Source organism: uncultured Alloprevotella sp. (genome assembly GCF_963536905.1).
Taxonomy (GTDB): Bacteria; Bacteroidota; Bacteroidia; order Bacteroidales; family Bacteroidaceae; genus Alloprevotella.
On the sequence record NZ_CAUTBW010000005.1, the window covers coordinates 39875 to 53677 of the forward strand.

At 50.0% G+C, this 13803-nt stretch carries 14 protein-coding genes, 1 tRNA gene and 1 pseudogene; 7 read left to right on the forward strand and 9 right to left on the reverse strand.

Annotation, left to right across the window (positions count from 1 at the left end; translation table 11 throughout):
• Positions 1-26: 26 nt before the first annotated feature.
• From ABLA33_RS01650 to porQ, 4 genes are all read right to left on the reverse strand, one after another.
• Positions 27-99: transfer RNA gene (locus ABLA33_RS01650), tRNA-Phe, on the reverse strand.
• A 67-nt stretch (positions 100-166) separates the two neighbouring features.
• Positions 167-949, reverse strand: a complete 783-nt coding sequence (locus ABLA33_RS01655) for a TatD family hydrolase (protein WP_347718993.1) — start codon at positions 947-949, stop codon at positions 167-169.
• 23 nt (positions 950-972) lie between these two features.
• Positions 973-1935 (reverse strand): polyprenyl synthetase family protein, encoded by a 963-nt coding sequence (locus ABLA33_RS01660; protein WP_347718994.1) that lies wholly within the window; start codon positions 1933-1935, stop codon positions 973-975.
• Between the two features lie 15 nt (positions 1936-1950).
• Positions 1951-2946, reverse strand: coding sequence for a type IX secretion system protein PorQ (gene porQ / locus ABLA33_RS01665; RefSeq protein WP_347718995.1), 996 nt, complete (start codon positions 2944-2946; stop codon positions 1951-1953).
• Between the two features lie 94 nt (positions 2947-3040).
• On the opposite strand from porQ, the gene ABLA33_RS01670 reads away from it, so the two are divergent.
• The 5 genes from ABLA33_RS01670 to ABLA33_RS01690 all read left to right on the forward strand — a co-directional run bounded on the left by ABLA33_RS01670 (position 3041) and on the right by ABLA33_RS01690 (position 6721).
• Positions 3041-3838, forward strand: coding sequence for an energy transducer TonB (locus ABLA33_RS01670; protein ID WP_347718996.1), 798 nt, complete (start codon positions 3041-3043; stop codon positions 3836-3838).
• A 4-nt stretch (positions 3839-3842) separates the two neighbouring features.
• Entirely contained in the window at positions 3843-4529 is a 687-nt protein-coding gene (gene cmk / locus ABLA33_RS01675; RefSeq protein WP_347718997.1) for a (d)CMP kinase, read from the forward strand.
• Between the two features lie 13 nt (positions 4530-4542).
• On the forward strand, positions 4543-5394 hold the full coding sequence (locus tag ABLA33_RS01680; protein ID WP_347718998.1) for a 4-hydroxy-3-methylbut-2-enyl diphosphate reductase: 852 nt from the start codon (positions 4543-4545) through the stop codon (positions 5392-5394).
• 803 nt (positions 5395-6197) lie between these two features.
• Positions 6198-6443: a toxin-antitoxin system protein gene (locus tag ABLA33_RS01685; protein ID WP_315089391.1), complete on the forward strand. Its 246-nt coding sequence runs from the start codon at positions 6198-6200 to the stop codon at positions 6441-6443.
• A 2-nt stretch (positions 6444-6445) separates the two neighbouring features.
• A complete protein-coding gene (locus ABLA33_RS01690; RefSeq protein WP_315089393.1) occupies positions 6446-6721 on the forward strand; it encodes a type II toxin-antitoxin system YafQ family toxin in 276 nt (91 codons plus the stop codon).
• Between the two features lie 277 nt (positions 6722-6998).
• On the opposite strand, the gene ABLA33_RS01695 is transcribed toward ABLA33_RS01690, so the two are convergent.
• Positions 6999-7124 carry a hypothetical protein gene (locus tag ABLA33_RS01695; protein WP_311489559.1) on the reverse strand — a complete coding sequence of 42 codons (126 nt, stop codon included), beginning with the start codon at positions 7122-7124 and terminating at the stop codon, positions 6999-7001.
• 9 nt (positions 7125-7133) lie between these two features.
• Positions 7134-7952 carry an RNA methyltransferase gene (locus ABLA33_RS01700; protein ID WP_311489560.1) on the reverse strand — a complete coding sequence of 273 codons (819 nt, stop codon included), beginning with the start codon at positions 7950-7952 and terminating at the stop codon, positions 7134-7136.
• 230 nt (positions 7953-8182) lie between these two features.
• Between ABLA33_RS01700 and ABLA33_RS01705 the strand changes: the two genes are divergently transcribed.
• Both ABLA33_RS01705 and ABLA33_RS01710 read left to right on the forward strand, forming a co-directional pair.
• On the forward strand, positions 8183-9517 hold the full coding sequence (locus ABLA33_RS01705) for an MATE family efflux transporter (RefSeq protein ID WP_311489561.1): 1335 nt from the start codon (positions 8183-8185) through the stop codon (positions 9515-9517).
• 84 nt (positions 9518-9601) lie between these two features.
• Positions 9602-11479, forward strand: coding sequence for a heavy metal translocating P-type ATPase (locus ABLA33_RS01710; RefSeq protein ID WP_311489562.1), 1878 nt, complete (start codon positions 9602-9604; stop codon positions 11477-11479).
• 317 nt (positions 11480-11796) lie between these two features.
• On the opposite strand, the pseudogene ABLA33_RS01715 reads toward ABLA33_RS01710, so the two are convergent.
• From ABLA33_RS01715 to ABLA33_RS01725, 3 genes and pseudogenes are all read right to left on the reverse strand, one after another.
• Positions 11797-12086: pseudogene (locus tag ABLA33_RS01715) on the reverse strand (type II toxin-antitoxin system YafQ family toxin).
• Positions 12086-12298, reverse strand: a complete 213-nt coding sequence (locus tag ABLA33_RS01720; RefSeq protein ID WP_311489563.1) for a hypothetical protein — start codon at positions 12296-12298, stop codon at positions 12086-12088. The pseudogene ABLA33_RS01715 and the gene ABLA33_RS01720 overlap by 1 nt, the downstream one beginning before the upstream one ends.
• A gap of 93 nt (positions 12299-12391) precedes the next feature.
• Positions 12392-13732 carry an NAD(P)-dependent oxidoreductase gene (locus ABLA33_RS01725; RefSeq protein WP_311489564.1) on the reverse strand — a complete coding sequence of 447 codons (1341 nt, stop codon included), beginning with the start codon at positions 13730-13732 and terminating at the stop codon, positions 12392-12394.
• Positions 13733-13803 lie beyond the last annotated feature (71 nt).

Consider the following 13803-nt stretch of genomic DNA (forward strand, 5'->3'; position numbering starts at 1 on the left):
AGAGTATCGAAGTTTCTCTCTATAAGTGGTACCTCCAGGAATCGAACCGGGGACACACGGATTTTCAGTCCGATGCTCTACCAACTGAGCTAAGGCACCTTGCTTATTTGCGGGTGCAAAGATATGTATTGTTATTGAAACTGCCAAATGTTAGACAACTTTTTTATCAAATTGCAAAAAGATTTCGTGCATTTTCTGTTGTTGTGCGTGCCACTTCCTCTGTTGTGGTGTCGTAAATCTCTGCTATCTTGTCGATGATATGCGGGATGTATGCGCTTTCATTTCGCTTGCCGCGGTGGGGGACAGGCGTAAGATAAGGCGCATCTGTCTCGAGCAGAATTCGGTGGAGAGGGACGCACGCGTGGAGTACGGCGGGAAGCGTACTTTTCTTGAATGTCACAATGCCGCCGATACCAAGATAGAAACCATCGAAGGTAAGCAGTTCGTGCGCTTCCTCTATTGTTCCGCCGAAGCAATGGAAAATACCGCCAGGTATTTGCGAGGTGTCCGCTTCTCGAAGTGTGGTAACAATATCTTGATGAGCATTGCGCGCATGAATCACCAATGGTTTGCGGAGTTCGTTAGCCCAACGTATTTCTTCGCGAAACACTTCTATCTGTTCCTCGCGGCGACTCTGATCCCAATACAGATCTATACCCACTTCGCCCACAGCGCAGTAGCGCTCGGGTGTAGTGTAGAGCAGCTGCTTCATCTTCTCCACCAGCGGCCAAGGATCAGCAGGGAGCTCCTCTGGTTGTAGTCCCATCATTGGCAGACAAAGGTCGGGGAAGTCGTCACACATCTGCAACATCCTCCCGATGCTCTCTTCGTCCACATTCGGCAAGAGGAGTTTCTCTGCTCCTGCCGCACGAGCACGCTCCACCATTTCGGCTCTGTCGGCGTCGAACTCTTCGCCGTAGAGGTGTGTGTGAGTATCTATAAACGTCATATTGTGAGAATCAGAGTGGGGAACTATTTCTTACGGTTGAGCAATTTTTCGGCATAGTTCCACAACGGTTGCTTGCGCTCTGCGGCAATGGGCAGACTGTCGAAGATGCGACGCGCTTCAGCATAGAGCGTTTCCATGCGTTCGCGGCAGAGTGCGGGAATCTCCAGTTCATCGTAGAGAGCCAGTACGCCTGCCACTTTCTCCTCGCGTTCGTCCACATCGTTGAGTAAACGATTGAGCTCTGCCTTCTGTGCTTCGTTTGCGCGGTTGAACGCATTGATAAGCATAAATGTTTTTTTTGCACAACAGATGTCGCCGCCGATTTGCTTACCAAACACAGCGGGATCACCGTAGCAATCGAGATAATCGTCTTGCAACTGGAAAGCCAGTCCGATTTTCTCGCCAAACTGATAGAGCTGTTCACAATCTTCTTTGGGCGCATCGGCTATCAACGCCCCCGCTTTGAGGGCGCAAGCCAGCAGCACGCTTGTTTTTAGGCGAATCATCTCGATATATTCCTCTTCCCGAACATCGTTACGACTTTCGAAGTTCATGTCGTACTGCTGTCCCTCGCAGATTTCCTGCATCGTCCGCGCTGCCAAGTTGAGCACCTCGGGGAGGCGGTGACAATCAGTGCGGAGAATGTGTTGAAACGCCATGATGAGCATAGTGTCGCCCGAGAGGATAGCCGTGTTCTCGTCCCATTTCTTGTGAACCGTCGGCTTGCCGCGGCGCATATCGGCTTTGTCCATCAAGTCGTCGTGCAGCAGTGTGTGGTTGTGGTACGTCTCCAAGCCAATGGCAGTGGGGAGTGCGCGCTCCGTGTCCTCCTTGTAGAGTGCGTAAGCCATAAGCGTCAGTGTCGGGCGCAGGCGTTTACCTCCCATGGAGAGCACATAGCGGATGGGTTCGTAGAGTCCCTCTGGTTGTTGAGGGTAGGGAATTGCAGCGAGAGCTGTTTCTATTTTGTTCAGGATTGTTTCCATAGTTGTTGTGAGGAATTACAGATTATCGAGACTGTAGGCCACGCTGAATTGCAGCGAAGAGAAACCTACATGATATTTAGCGTATGAAGCACCGAACTTGAGGCGCTTGAGTTGAAGTCCAACACCTGCTGTGAGTCCGGCCCACTTTGATGCACCAGCCGATTTTAGTTCGTTGCCGCGGCGCACATTGTAGCCCAAACTCAAGTAGAGCCAGTCGGTGGGCAAAACATCCACACCCAAAACGAGATGATTCAACGCCATTTTCATATTGCTCATTTCTCCTTCGTCGGAGGCATGGAAATAGTAACTTTTCTTCCAACGCGTCAGATCCGTTAGCGTCACATTCAATCTCACGGGAAGTGACTCCAGTCCTTTTGTAAACCCTAAGGTCATATTAAAAGGTAAGTGGCCCGATTGCCCTTCGTAGAAATCTTTGAGTTGCGCCCCCATATTGCGCAGCGTGAAGGATGCACTGAAATCGCGCTCCTCATCGAAATAGTTGAGGCCCAAATCCACTCCCAAACCGAAGGCGTGGTAACTGCTGTAGCTCGGACAAGCCATCTTAACGTTCGCGCCACCAGCCCAGCGGTCGGAGAGCAAATAGCTGTAGCCCACGGCCAGAATGATATCATTAGCGTTAAACGTTCCCAAAGTGTTACCTTGTTCGTCGGTTTCTTTCATCTCGCCATAGTTCATCAGTTGCCCCATCAGTGCCACCGTATGGCGTTGCCCAACAGCCTTAACGCCTTGAAAACCTAAATACTTGCTTCCTGCGCCGTATGTCATAAAGTTGAAACCCACGCTATAGTCCGTCACACCAGAGAGTAAGGCGGGGTTGCTCCACCCCACATCGGGGCGATCCTCCACATTAGAAATGTTATCGCCACCCAAGGCAGAAGCATGGCTCGAAACTGGAAGTTTCAGCACATCATAAGAGGATGTGGATTCTTGAGCTTGCAAACTGAGCGGTAATAGCAATGACAATATTATATAGATGACACCTTTTTTCATTCTTTAACTGAAATTGTGTTCAAAGATACAGAGAAATCCCGAAATCTGAACTACTTTTGTAGCCTAAAACGGGTGAAAATTACCTTTATATAACGTGTTTCGAGACGAATTATTATCAAAGGAATGGTGTAATCTGGTCTTCCAAGGGCGGAACAAGGATTATGGTGCTTACGTGATGAGAAAGAACGCTGGCAGGCGGCTCACGTGGGCACTTTCTATTGTTTTAGGCATCACCCTCCTTTGTGCCGCTGTCCCCTTGGCCGTGATGGCTTATATCAACTATCAGATTCGTCAAGCTGGCACAGAGATAGAGCGGCTCACACAGTTCAAACCACTCGATTTGGACCAAGAGAAAAACATCAAAGCCATAGCGGCCGGACGCTTTGTGCCTCGGAGGGTAGGCCCGAAGGGAGATAAAATGACCGTGCCCGATATTGTTGATCACATTCCCCCTTCACTCAAGTTCGGTATCGAAGGTCCTGAAACGCTGACGGTCAATGATGATGAATTGGTGAACCTTCCCGACACTGCCCACAATGCTGAGCGCGAGGATCTTCCCGATGAGGGCCGACAGCTCACGCCCACCCAAGTGGTGGAGGAGATGCCGCAATTTCCTGGCGGTATTGATGCGTTGGTGAAGTTTTTCGACGAAAACGTTGCCTACCCGCAGAGCGCGATAGATGCCAAGAAAGAAGGCGACCTTGAGGTGTGTTTCTTGGTAGATGCAAAAGGCAACGTAAGAGAACCCAAAATTTCTCGCAAGCTCTCCCCCGAACTCGATGCCGCAGCCTTGGAGGCATGTAAGAAGATGCCGCGCTGGAAACCGGGAAAAGTGGGAGGAAAAGTTTCAATCGTGCAAGTTACAGTTCCTATACATTTTCAATTGAAATAAACTTATGAAAAAGATAATAGTAGCCATAGATGGTCATTCATCGTGCGGTAAGAGCACGATGGCAAAAGCCTTGGCAAAAGAGATTGGATATATCTATATTGATACCGGTGCGATGTATCGCGCCGTCACGCTTTTTGCGCTTCGTCGCGGCTTCTTCCACGGTGACGAAATTGATGCTTCAGCTTTGGAAGCAGCGATGGGAGAGGTGCATATCAACTTCCAGTTGGATGCTGCAACGGGGCTGCCGCTCGTTTGTCTCAACGGCGAGGTGGTAGAGAATGAGATTCGGGGTATGGAGGTAAGTAGCCATGTGAGTCCCATTGCTGCGCTGCCGTTTGTGCGTATTGCCATGACGCGTCAGCAGCAAGAGATGGGGCGTGAGAAAGGCATCGTTATGGACGGCCGCGACATCGGTACGGCTGTGTTTCCCAACGCCGAACTTAAAATCTTTGTCACTGCCAGCGCGGAAGTGAGGGCGCGCCGCCGCTACGACGAACTCACCGCTAAGGGGCAGCAAGTGGATTTCAATGAGATTCTGAAAAATGTGGAGGAGCGCGATTATATCGACTCCCACCGCGAACTCAATCCGCTGCGTCAGGCTGACGATGCACTGGTTTTGGACAATTCCACACTCACCCGCGAAGAGCAAAGCCAATGGCTGTTGGATGCTTTCAAACGTGCCTCTCTTTAATGAATCTGCCCTTATGAATATCGAAATTGATAGTCGTTCCGGTTTCTGCCATGGTGTGACCACTGCTATCAAAAAGGCTGAAACAGAACTTCAGGGAAAAGAGCGTCTCTATTGTTTGGGCGACATCGTCCACAACGATCGCGAGGTGGAACGATTGCGCTTGGCCGGACTGGCAACAATCGAGCACAACAGTTTTTCTCAGCTCCATGATGCCAAAGTACTGTTGCGTGCACACGGCGAACCGCCTGCTACCTATGCCTTAGCAGCGCAAAATCGCATCACGCTTGTGGATGCCACCTGCCCCGTTGTGTTGCAGTTGCAAAAACGCGTGAAAAATGTTTACGCCCAAATGCCCGATGCCCAAATCGTTATCTTCGGTAAACGTGGACACGCGGAGGTTATCGGCCTTGTGGGACAAACCGAGGGGCACGCCCTTGTTATTCAGAGTGTGGAGGAAGCTGCACGCCTCGATTTTAGTCGCGATATATATTTGTTCTCACAGACCACTATGTCGCTCGATGGTTTTCATCAAGTCATCGACTATATCACCACCCACATTCTCGAACCTGCCCACTTCCATTATGCCGACACCATTTGTCGCCAAGTAGCCAATCGATTGCCCAATATTCGCAGTTTTGCAGCACGCCACGATGTCATCATTTTCGTGAGCGGCTTGAAGAGTTCTAATGGCAAAATGCTCTACAATGCCTGTCTGCAAGTCAATCCCCGCTCCTATATCGTCGACAATCCTGCGGCCATTGAGCGAGAGTGGTTCACCAATGCCGAAACGGTAGGTATCTGTGGTGCCACCAGCACCCCCACGTGGTTGATGGAAAGTTGCAAAGAAGTGATCAGTAAGTTTTAGTGTTTTCCACTAAGTTTTCCACCGAGTTTTCCACAGCACTAAATTTTGTTTATCTCTTTGGTATTCAATAGAAAAACTTGTGTGTAAGACTCTTTTTTTAAGCAATAAACTAACAAGCTTATATTTAGCTCCTCCGAAACTATTCTGGTGGAGCTTTTTCATATCCAAAATTTTTGTGCGATAAGCACCAGCGTGAATTTCCTTATTGCGTTTTCAAATACAATAAGGCTGTCAGCTCACATCCTTATTGCGTCAGCCAGCGCCCTTATTGTATTTTGTCTCACTCACCCACCGTCCCCGGCGAGGATGCTTGAAGGGGTGAACCCGTGGGGGAAAGATTGAGGAAAGAGAGCTTCCCAGTATGCATCCACCGTCCCCAGCGGGGACGCACCATGCGTAACCGCGGGTGATGCCCGAAGGGGGAACCCGTGGATAGACAACGGCACAACTCTCCGATACCGGCGGTGTCGCACAGCACCCTCTTTCCCCTCCCTCCTCCAGAGTGTTTGATATTCTGTCGTCACGTTGTCACATCCGGGATTTAACTGCTTGATAATGTATATATTGCAGGCGTGAAAGCAGTGTAACAACACAGATATGGATAAAATTTGTTGTCACGCTTATAAGCATTTGTTTATCAGTAAGTTCAATCGTATGTGACAACGTGACAACAAAAAACGGATTTTTCTTGGTAGGAGACGGCGATGGATGCAGTGAGAGCAGCTAATATTTGGTTGAAATATTTGGAAATCCCACTTCTTTGTATTACATTCGCATACAAAGTAATCAGAAAGGAGAAGAAAATGGATACTACGACAGTGAGAAAACCAGCATCTTTCAGATTGAATGCTGAATTGCTTGAAACGCTGAAGCGACATGCTAAGGCCGCCAACCGTAGTTTGAACAACTATGTGGAGAGCGTATTGCTCGATGCCATGTGCCATGAGCCGAACGAAGAAACGAAAGCTGCTATTGAAGAGGCGCGATCGGGAAAACCTCTCGAAAAACTTGATTTAGACGATTTTGACAATATTGTCAGAAATCTTTAGTCATGGAACTTAAACAAACCAGTCAGTTTAAGAAAGATCTTAAGCGCTATAAGCATGAAAAAAGAAAACTGGAAAGTCTGAAAGCTGTGCTTCGCTATCTTTGCGAACACGGAAAAGTGCCTCGGGAGAATCGTCCGCACTTTTTGTTGGGCGAGTACAAGGATTGCATGGAATGTCATGTGGAAAACGACTTCCTACTCATTTGGATGGACGAAAACAAAGGCATTATTAAATTGCTAAGACTTGGTAGCCATTCCGAACTTTTCAGTAAATATTGAAGACCTTTTTTCGTTTCACTTCCCATTATTTTTCACTTGGAGTGTGAAAAAGATAGTGCTAACATCCGACGCAGGAAGCGTCGCACTGCAAGCGTTGAGGCGGTAACAAGAGTGAGTGTTGTGCGACACCGCCGGTGTCGGAGATGAGAGGAGCGTCTTCTCCACGGGTTCACCCTTCGGGCATCACCCGCGGTTACGCATAGTGTGTCCCCGCTGGGGACAGTGGGGTACTTGGGTGTTTGTTTTTTTACTTGCCCTTTATCCACTGAGCTGCTCTTCACCCGCGGTTACGCATGATATGTCCTTGCTGAGAAAAGTGGATGAGGTACGGATTTTTCATCACAACAAAGCCCGCATTTTCGAGAGAGAATGTGGGCTTTGCTGTTTTCCTTTTATTTGTCATCAAGTAGCTTTATTCCTCTGGTGCAGGCGTGGGGTTTCTCAACTCCCAAAATGTGACGGCGGCGGCAGCGGCCACGTTGAGCGAATCAACTTGGTGAGACATCGGGATGCGCACCACATAGTCCGATGCAGCAATGGTTTCTGTGGGGAGTCCGTCGCCCTCTGTGCCCATGATAATGGCCAAGCGCGGGATGGCTTTCAGTTCGGGCGCATCGAGCGGGATGGAGTTGTCCGAAAGTGCCATAGCGGCCGTTTTGAAGCCGAGAGTGTTGAGACTGCTTACTGGGCCGTCGAGCCACGTCCAGGGAACTAAGAACACCGACCCCATCGACACGCGTACCGCCCGCCGATTGAGTGGGTCGCAAGAGTTGCGCGTCAGTAGGACTGCATCGATGCCCAATGCGGCAGCCGAACGGAATATCGCCCCTATGTTGGTGGTGTCTACAACGTTGTCGATGACCACGATGCGCCGTGCGTTGCAGCAAACGTCCTCAAGTGCGCGCGGTTGCGGCCGACGCATGGCGCAGAGCACACCGCGCGTTAGTTTGTAGCCCGTGAGTCCGGCGAGGAGTTCGCGCTCCCCTGTGTAAACGGGAATATCTCCGCACCGACTGATGATATCTGCGGCATCGCCCGTGATATGGCGGCGTTCGCAGAGAAGAGCCACGGGGGTGTAGCCAGCTCGCAACGCCACATCGATGACCTTGGGACTTTCCACAATGAAGATGCCGCGGTCGGGTTCGAGGCGGTTGCGCAACTGTGCTTCAGTCAGGGCACTGAACATCTCTGCTCCCTCTTGTTGCAGACTCTTGAGTTCGATGAGTTTCATTTTGCGTTCTTTTGTTGTGTGGTGGCGATTGCTTCGGCCCTACCTTTTGTCGACCGTCAAAGCCTTTCTGAATAGCAAAGTTATGGATTTCGAGCCAAATAAGGAGAGGGTACAACTGGAAAAGGCAAATGAAGTGGTGAACTACTCAATGCAGGCAATAAGGAAGCGGAGGAGAGAGGATGAAGTATTTCTCCGGCGTTTCGTTGTGTTTTTTTGTAACTTTGCAGGCGATGAAAGTAACAGATAATTACGCCTTTCTGACGAAAGGGCCTATACACCATGTGATATGGACACTGGCTGTGCCTACTATCATATCGATGCTGATAACGAACGTCTACAACATTGTCGACACTTTCTTTGTGGGGCAGATCGATACACAATCGACGGCAGCTGTCGGTGTGGTCTTTTCCCTTATGTTTGTGGTGCAAGCTTTTAGTTTCTTTTTTGGAAACGGCTCGGGCAATTACATCGCACGTCAGTTGGGGGCGCGCGATCGCCACAAAGCAGAACGTATGGCATCAACAGCCTTTTTCTATGCCCTTTGCAGCGGCACTTTGTTGGCCGTCCTCGGTCTTGTTTTCTTGACTCCTATTTCTAAAATGCTGGGTAGTACGCCCACGATTTTACCTTACACGGAGAAATATCTCGGTATCTCCCTTCTCGGCGTGCCTTTCTTGATGGGCTCATTTTGCATCAACAATCAAATGCGCTTTCAGGGGTATGCACGCTATTCTATGTATGGCATGGTGAGCGGCGCGATACTCAACTGCGTGCTCGACCCTATTTTCATCTTCGGCCTGCGTATGGGCGTGAGCGGTGCAGCCCTCGCAACGGTGGTGGGCTATATCTTCGGATTTATCGTGATGCTGCGGATGACGCGCATGAACCCTAATATCATCCGCTACTCCGCAAAGCGTATCAGTTTCTCCCTCGTCTACATCAAAGAAATCTTGGCAGGCGGCACCCCCTCTATCTCGCGACAAGGCTTGGCAGCCGTAGCTTCCATTGCCCTTAATGTTGCGGCGGGCGGCTATGGTGATGCAGCCATTGCCGCCATGAGCATCGTCAATCGCATATCGATGTTCGTTTATAGCGTTGTGGTGGGGTTGGGTCAAGGTTTCCAACCGCTATGTGGCTTCTGCTTTGGTGCAAAACTGTATGAACGTATCAAAGAAGGGTATTCTTTCTGTTTGAAAGTGGGTACGGTCTTTCTCGTGTTTTGGGCTGTATTTCTCTTTTTCTTTAGTAAGGAAGCCATCGCGCTGTTCCGCAACGACCCGGAGGTGATAGCCGTGGGTACTGCTGCGCTCCACTATCAAATTATTTCTTACCCCCTCATAGCGGTGCTCACAGTCTCGAATATGTTGATGCAGACTTGTCGGAAAACCATTCGTGCCAATATCTTGGCGGCGGCACGTCAGGGATTGTTTTTCGTTCCGCTCATTATCCTTTTGCCCCACTACTTTGGGCTGACGGGCGTGGAGTGTTGCCAAGCCGTTAGCGATGTGTTGGCGTTTCTTTTGGCCGTTCCGCTGGTGAGGTGGGCTTTTCGAGAGATGAAGTAGCGGGAGCTACTCAGCAACTTTGCAACCGAGTTGCAAAACCTTATCCCTACCTTTGCAAGCAGAACAAATAAAAGGTAGCGTCTTATGCATTCACACAACAAACTTTTTAGGATCATCGTTGCGGCCTTGCTGTTAGTGGTGGCCGTTCTTATTGTCCATAATCTCGAACTGCCCGTGTGGCAGCAGTTGCTAATTTTTCTCGTGCCTTACCTCGTTGCAGGCTACGATGTGCTGGGAGAAGCGCTCGAGGGCATCATGGAGCGCGAACCGTTCAATGAGGACCTACTCATGAGCATCGCTACTCTCGGTGCACTTTTCATTGGTTTCTTGCCAGGAGCTGCCACAGAGTTTCCCGAGGCGGTCTTTGTGATGCTTTTCTTTCAGGTGGGCGAACTCTTCGAACATTATGCTGAAGATAGGAGTCGTAAGTCGATTGCTGAACTGATGAATATTCGTCCCGATGTGGCTCATGTGGAGCGCGAGGGAGAAGTGCAAACCGTTGAGCCGACAAGCGTCAGCGTGGGCGAAATCATAGAGGTGCGCCCTGGTGAGCGAGTACCCATGGATGGTTGCATACTGGAAGGGGAGACTACTCTTGACACCGTTGCGCTGACAGGGGAGAGCGTCCCCCGTATGGCTCATCCCGGTGACAGTATCATCTCTGGTTCTGTTAATCTGACGGGCGTGTTGAAAGTGCGCGTTGAGAAAACTTTTGGCGAATCCACGGCGTCGAAGATTATCGACCTTGTGGAGAATGCTGGTGAGCACAAATCGAAGAGCGAAACCTTCATAGCGCGCTTCGCAAAAGTCTATACGCCCATCGTGGTTTATGTAGCCATCGCGCTGGCTTTACTGCCACCGCTTTTTGCAGAGAATTTCGCCACGGCATTCCCCGTGTGGCTCAATCGCGCTTTGACGTTCCTTGTGGTGTCCTGTCCCTGCGCCCTCGTCATCTCTATCCCGCTCACATTCTTTGGCGGCATCGGCGGTGCTTCCCGTCGAGGTATTCTTATCAAAGGTTCTAACTACATGGATGCCCTTTCTAAAGTTGATACCGTGGTGTTTGACAAAACGGGCACGCTGACGCGCGGAGTGTTTAAGGTGACGGCGATTCATCCCGAGCAGTGTGATGAAGAACAACTCCTGCATCTTGCCGCTCATGTGGAGCGTTTCTCAACGCATCCTATTGCAGTTTCGCTGCGCGAGGCTTATAGTCACGAGCAGGACGGTTGCACTGTGGAGCAAGTGGAAGAAGTGAGCGGACAGGGCGTGCGTGCCGTTGTCAATGGTAAGAAGGTTTGTGTGGGCAATACGAAGATGATGGAGCAACTCAATGTTCGTTTCCACCCCTGCGAATTGGTCGGGACGATTGTTCATGTGGCAGTCGACGGCGAATACTTTGGGCATATTGTTATCTCCGATGAAATGAAGAGTGATGCTCGCGAAGCTGTTGCAGCTCTCAAAGCTGCTGGTGTGCGCCGTACGGTGATGCTGACGGGTGACCGTCGGGAAGTGGGCGAGGATGTGGCGAAGCAGCTCGGTCTTGATGAAGTTCATACGGAACTCCTGCCTGCTGAAAAAGTGGAAAGAGTGGAAGCGTTGCTGAAAGCGAAAGCCGACGGACAGAGCTTGATTTTTGTGGGCGACGGTATGAATGACGCACCGGTGCTGGCACGTGCCGATGTGGGCATGGCTATGGGCGGTCTGGGTTCAGATGCTGCCATCGAAGCCGCCGATGTTGTTATCATGGACGATAAACCTTCCAAGGTGGCACTGGCTATCGCGCTTGCGCGCCGCACTGTGGGCATCGCGATGCAAAACGCGTGGTTTGCTATAGGTGTGAAAGTGCTGGTGCTTTTCCTTGCTGCTTTCGGCATTGCCACAATGTGGATGGCCGTCTTCGCCGATGTAGGCGTCATGGTCTTGGCTGTGCTCAACGCTATGCGCGCACTGAAGAGTTAAGCTCTTAAGAACTCGGACAAGCCGCCCTATGCGGAGCTTTAACCAAGTAGAGGCTTGTTGGAGAAACGGATAAAAAAGCAAGGGTATATCATAATTCTGATATGCCCTTTTTCTATTTCTCGATGATAAAACTCAGAGGGAACAATCAATAAAGGCTTTTTCTTTGCTCCTTTAACGCTCCTCGTACTTGTTGGAAAAGAGAGAAGCATTTGTGCAGTCTTTGGAATTTCCGACAGAAGCGACATACCTATTTGCAGATGTCTATAAATCATGGAAAAGAAAGGCATAAAAAACGCCAAGTGGGTATGCACTTGGCGTTATCTTTTAGTTTTGCCGAACAAATCGGCGTGTGTTCCTGTGTTCAGCATGAGAAGGGTAAGTTCTTTATCGTTCTGTTCCCAGATAAGTAGCCAGTCGGGTTGTATATGACATTCCCATTGACCGTTTCTATTACCGTGGAGCAAGTGAGGTTTGAACTTACCGGGCACTCTTCTGCTTGCCACCAACTCTCTGATAATCTCTTTCAGTTTCTCCATTGGTAGCCCCGTTTCTTGCATCGTTTGAGGTCTTTCTCAAACTGATGTGTGGTAAAGAGTCGGTATGCCATTAGATTCCCATTTTGGAGAACAGTTCTTCAGGGGAATCATACTCATTGACGCATCCGTGCTCTTTCTCGTCAAGTGCTTGTTCGTAAGGCGTAGGCTTTGTTGTAGCCTTCACTTTCCAGCCCATTCGTTTAACGAGTGACTTTAATAGTGAACTATCAGCCTTGGGTATTTCCAAGAGGAAGGTGTCCATCGTGGTGTTATTCGTTTCCATTTTTTATCCTCCTGTTTATATTGTTAGCTTGGTGTATCTTGACTTTTCGCTCCACTCTTTCTCTTGATGGAGAGGAGGTCTGGAGCGGAATTTTTATTTGCTTCCTTGTTCGATTTCTTCGAGCAACTTAACGGCGTTCACGTATTCTTCGATACCTAAAGCCACTTCCTGTGCGGCTTTCATTGCCAGCACTACGGTTTGTGGGCGATGCACGACGTCACCTCCTGCGAAAACACCGCGGCGAGTGGTCATACCGTAGGGGCGTTCTACAATTTTGACATAGCCCTTCTCATCTGTTTCGATGCCGTCGGTGGTTGCCACAATTCGGCTCGAGGGGCGCGAACCAATGGCTAAGAAGATGCGGTCGAACGGTTCAATGCGGTCGCCTTCTTCGCTGTGGATGCGCACGCTTCCCAGGCGGCCGCGGCGTCCTTCGATAAACTCTGTGGCGGTGGACTTCCACCAAAATTTCACTCCCTCTTTCAAAGCCTCTTCGTACTCGGCTCGAATGGCAGGCATCTCGGCATCGGTACGGCGGTAGATAATCGTGACGTCAGCTCCAAGGCGGATGGCAGTGCGGGCAGCGTCCATAGCCACATTTCCTCCCCCGATAACGCCCACGCGCTCTCCTGCTTTAACAGGTACGTTGCGCGCGCTGATAGCTCCCTCGTTGAAAGCGTTCACTTGATGGAGCAGATAGGTGGCTTGATTCACTCCGCGCAAGCGCGCACCTTTCACATCGTTCATGTCGATAGGGACGGACGTACCTGTTCCCATGAAGATGGCGTCGAAACCTTGCGTGAAGAGCGAATCAACAGTCAGACCGTTTTCTCCCACCATGGTGTTGGTAATGAAGTTTACGCCCAGCTCCTCTATCTTTTCTATCTCCGCTCTCACAACAGTTTTGGGCAAACGATACTCGGGGATGCCGAACATCAGTACGCCTCCTAAATCTTTCTGTCCTTCATATATGGTCACAGAGAAGCCTTTGCGCGCCAGATTGCCCGCCACCGTCAGACCGGCGGGGCCTGAACCGATCACGGCTATCTTACCGCGACTTTTCTGCACGATGCGTTCGCGGTTGAACTGCATCTTTGTGTCGAAATCGGCAATAAAGGATTCGAGTCGCCCAATCTGTATGGGGTTTCCTTTCTTATTGAGTATGCAACTGCCTTGGCATTGTTTCTCGTGTGGACAAACGCGGCCGCAGATGGCGGGAAGGTCCGACGTTTCGTTGATGATGGCCATGGCGTCGCCGATGTTCCCTTTCGAGAGTTGGTGGATAAACTCCGGTATGTTATTGTTTATCGGGCAGCCTTTTCGACACAGTGGCACTTTGCAGTGGAGGCATCGTTTGGCCTCGTCGATGGCTTCGCGTGTGTCGAAAGATTGGTGGACAACCTTGAAGGCTTCATTTGTTCCTTGTTGAGTCATAGTAAAATTGTATTACAAGTATGGAATACAAAAATACAATATTTTTTATTTTTTCCAATCCTTGCATACTC

Coding starts and splice junctions, on each gene's coding strand:
- ABLA33_RS01655 (WP_347718993.1), bottom strand. CDS start 949: ATGACGTTTATAGATACTCACACACACCTCTACGGCGAAGAGTTCGAC.
- ABLA33_RS01660 (WP_347718994.1), bottom strand. CDS start 1,935: ATGGAAACAATCCTGAACAAAATAGAAACAGCTCTCGCTGCAATTCCC.
- porQ (WP_347718995.1), bottom strand. CDS start 2,946: ATGAAAAAAGGTGTCATCTATATAATATTGTCATTGCTATTACCGCTC.
- cmk (WP_347718997.1), top strand. CDS start 3,843: ATGAAAAAGATAATAGTAGCCATAGATGGTCATTCATCGTGCGGTAAG.
- ABLA33_RS01680 (WP_347718998.1), top strand. CDS start 4,543: ATGAATATCGAAATTGATAGTCGTTCCGGTTTCTGCCATGGTGTGACC.
- ABLA33_RS01685 (WP_315089391.1), top strand. CDS start 6,198: ATGGATACTACGACAGTGAGAAAACCAGCATCTTTCAGATTGAATGCT.
- ABLA33_RS01690 (WP_315089393.1), top strand. CDS start 6,446: ATGGAACTTAAACAAACCAGTCAGTTTAAGAAAGATCTTAAGCGCTAT.
- ABLA33_RS01695 (WP_311489559.1), bottom strand. CDS start 7,124: ATGACAAATAAAAGGAAAACAGCAAAGCCCACATTCTCTCTCGAAAAT.
- ABLA33_RS01700 (WP_311489560.1), bottom strand. CDS start 7,952: ATGAAACTCATCGAACTCAAGAGTCTGCAACAAGAGGGAGCAGAGATG.
- ABLA33_RS01705 (WP_311489561.1), top strand. CDS start 8,183: ATGAAAGTAACAGATAATTACGCCTTTCTGACGAAAGGGCCTATACAC.
- ABLA33_RS01710 (WP_311489562.1), top strand. CDS start 9,602: ATGCATTCACACAACAAACTTTTTAGGATCATCGTTGCGGCCTTGCTG.
- ABLA33_RS01720 (WP_311489563.1), bottom strand. CDS start 12,298: ATGGAAACGAATAACACCACGATGGACACCTTCCTCTTGGAAATACCC.
- ABLA33_RS01725 (WP_311489564.1), bottom strand. CDS start 13,732: ATGACTCAACAAGGAACAAATGAAGCCTTCAAGGTTGTCCACCAATCT.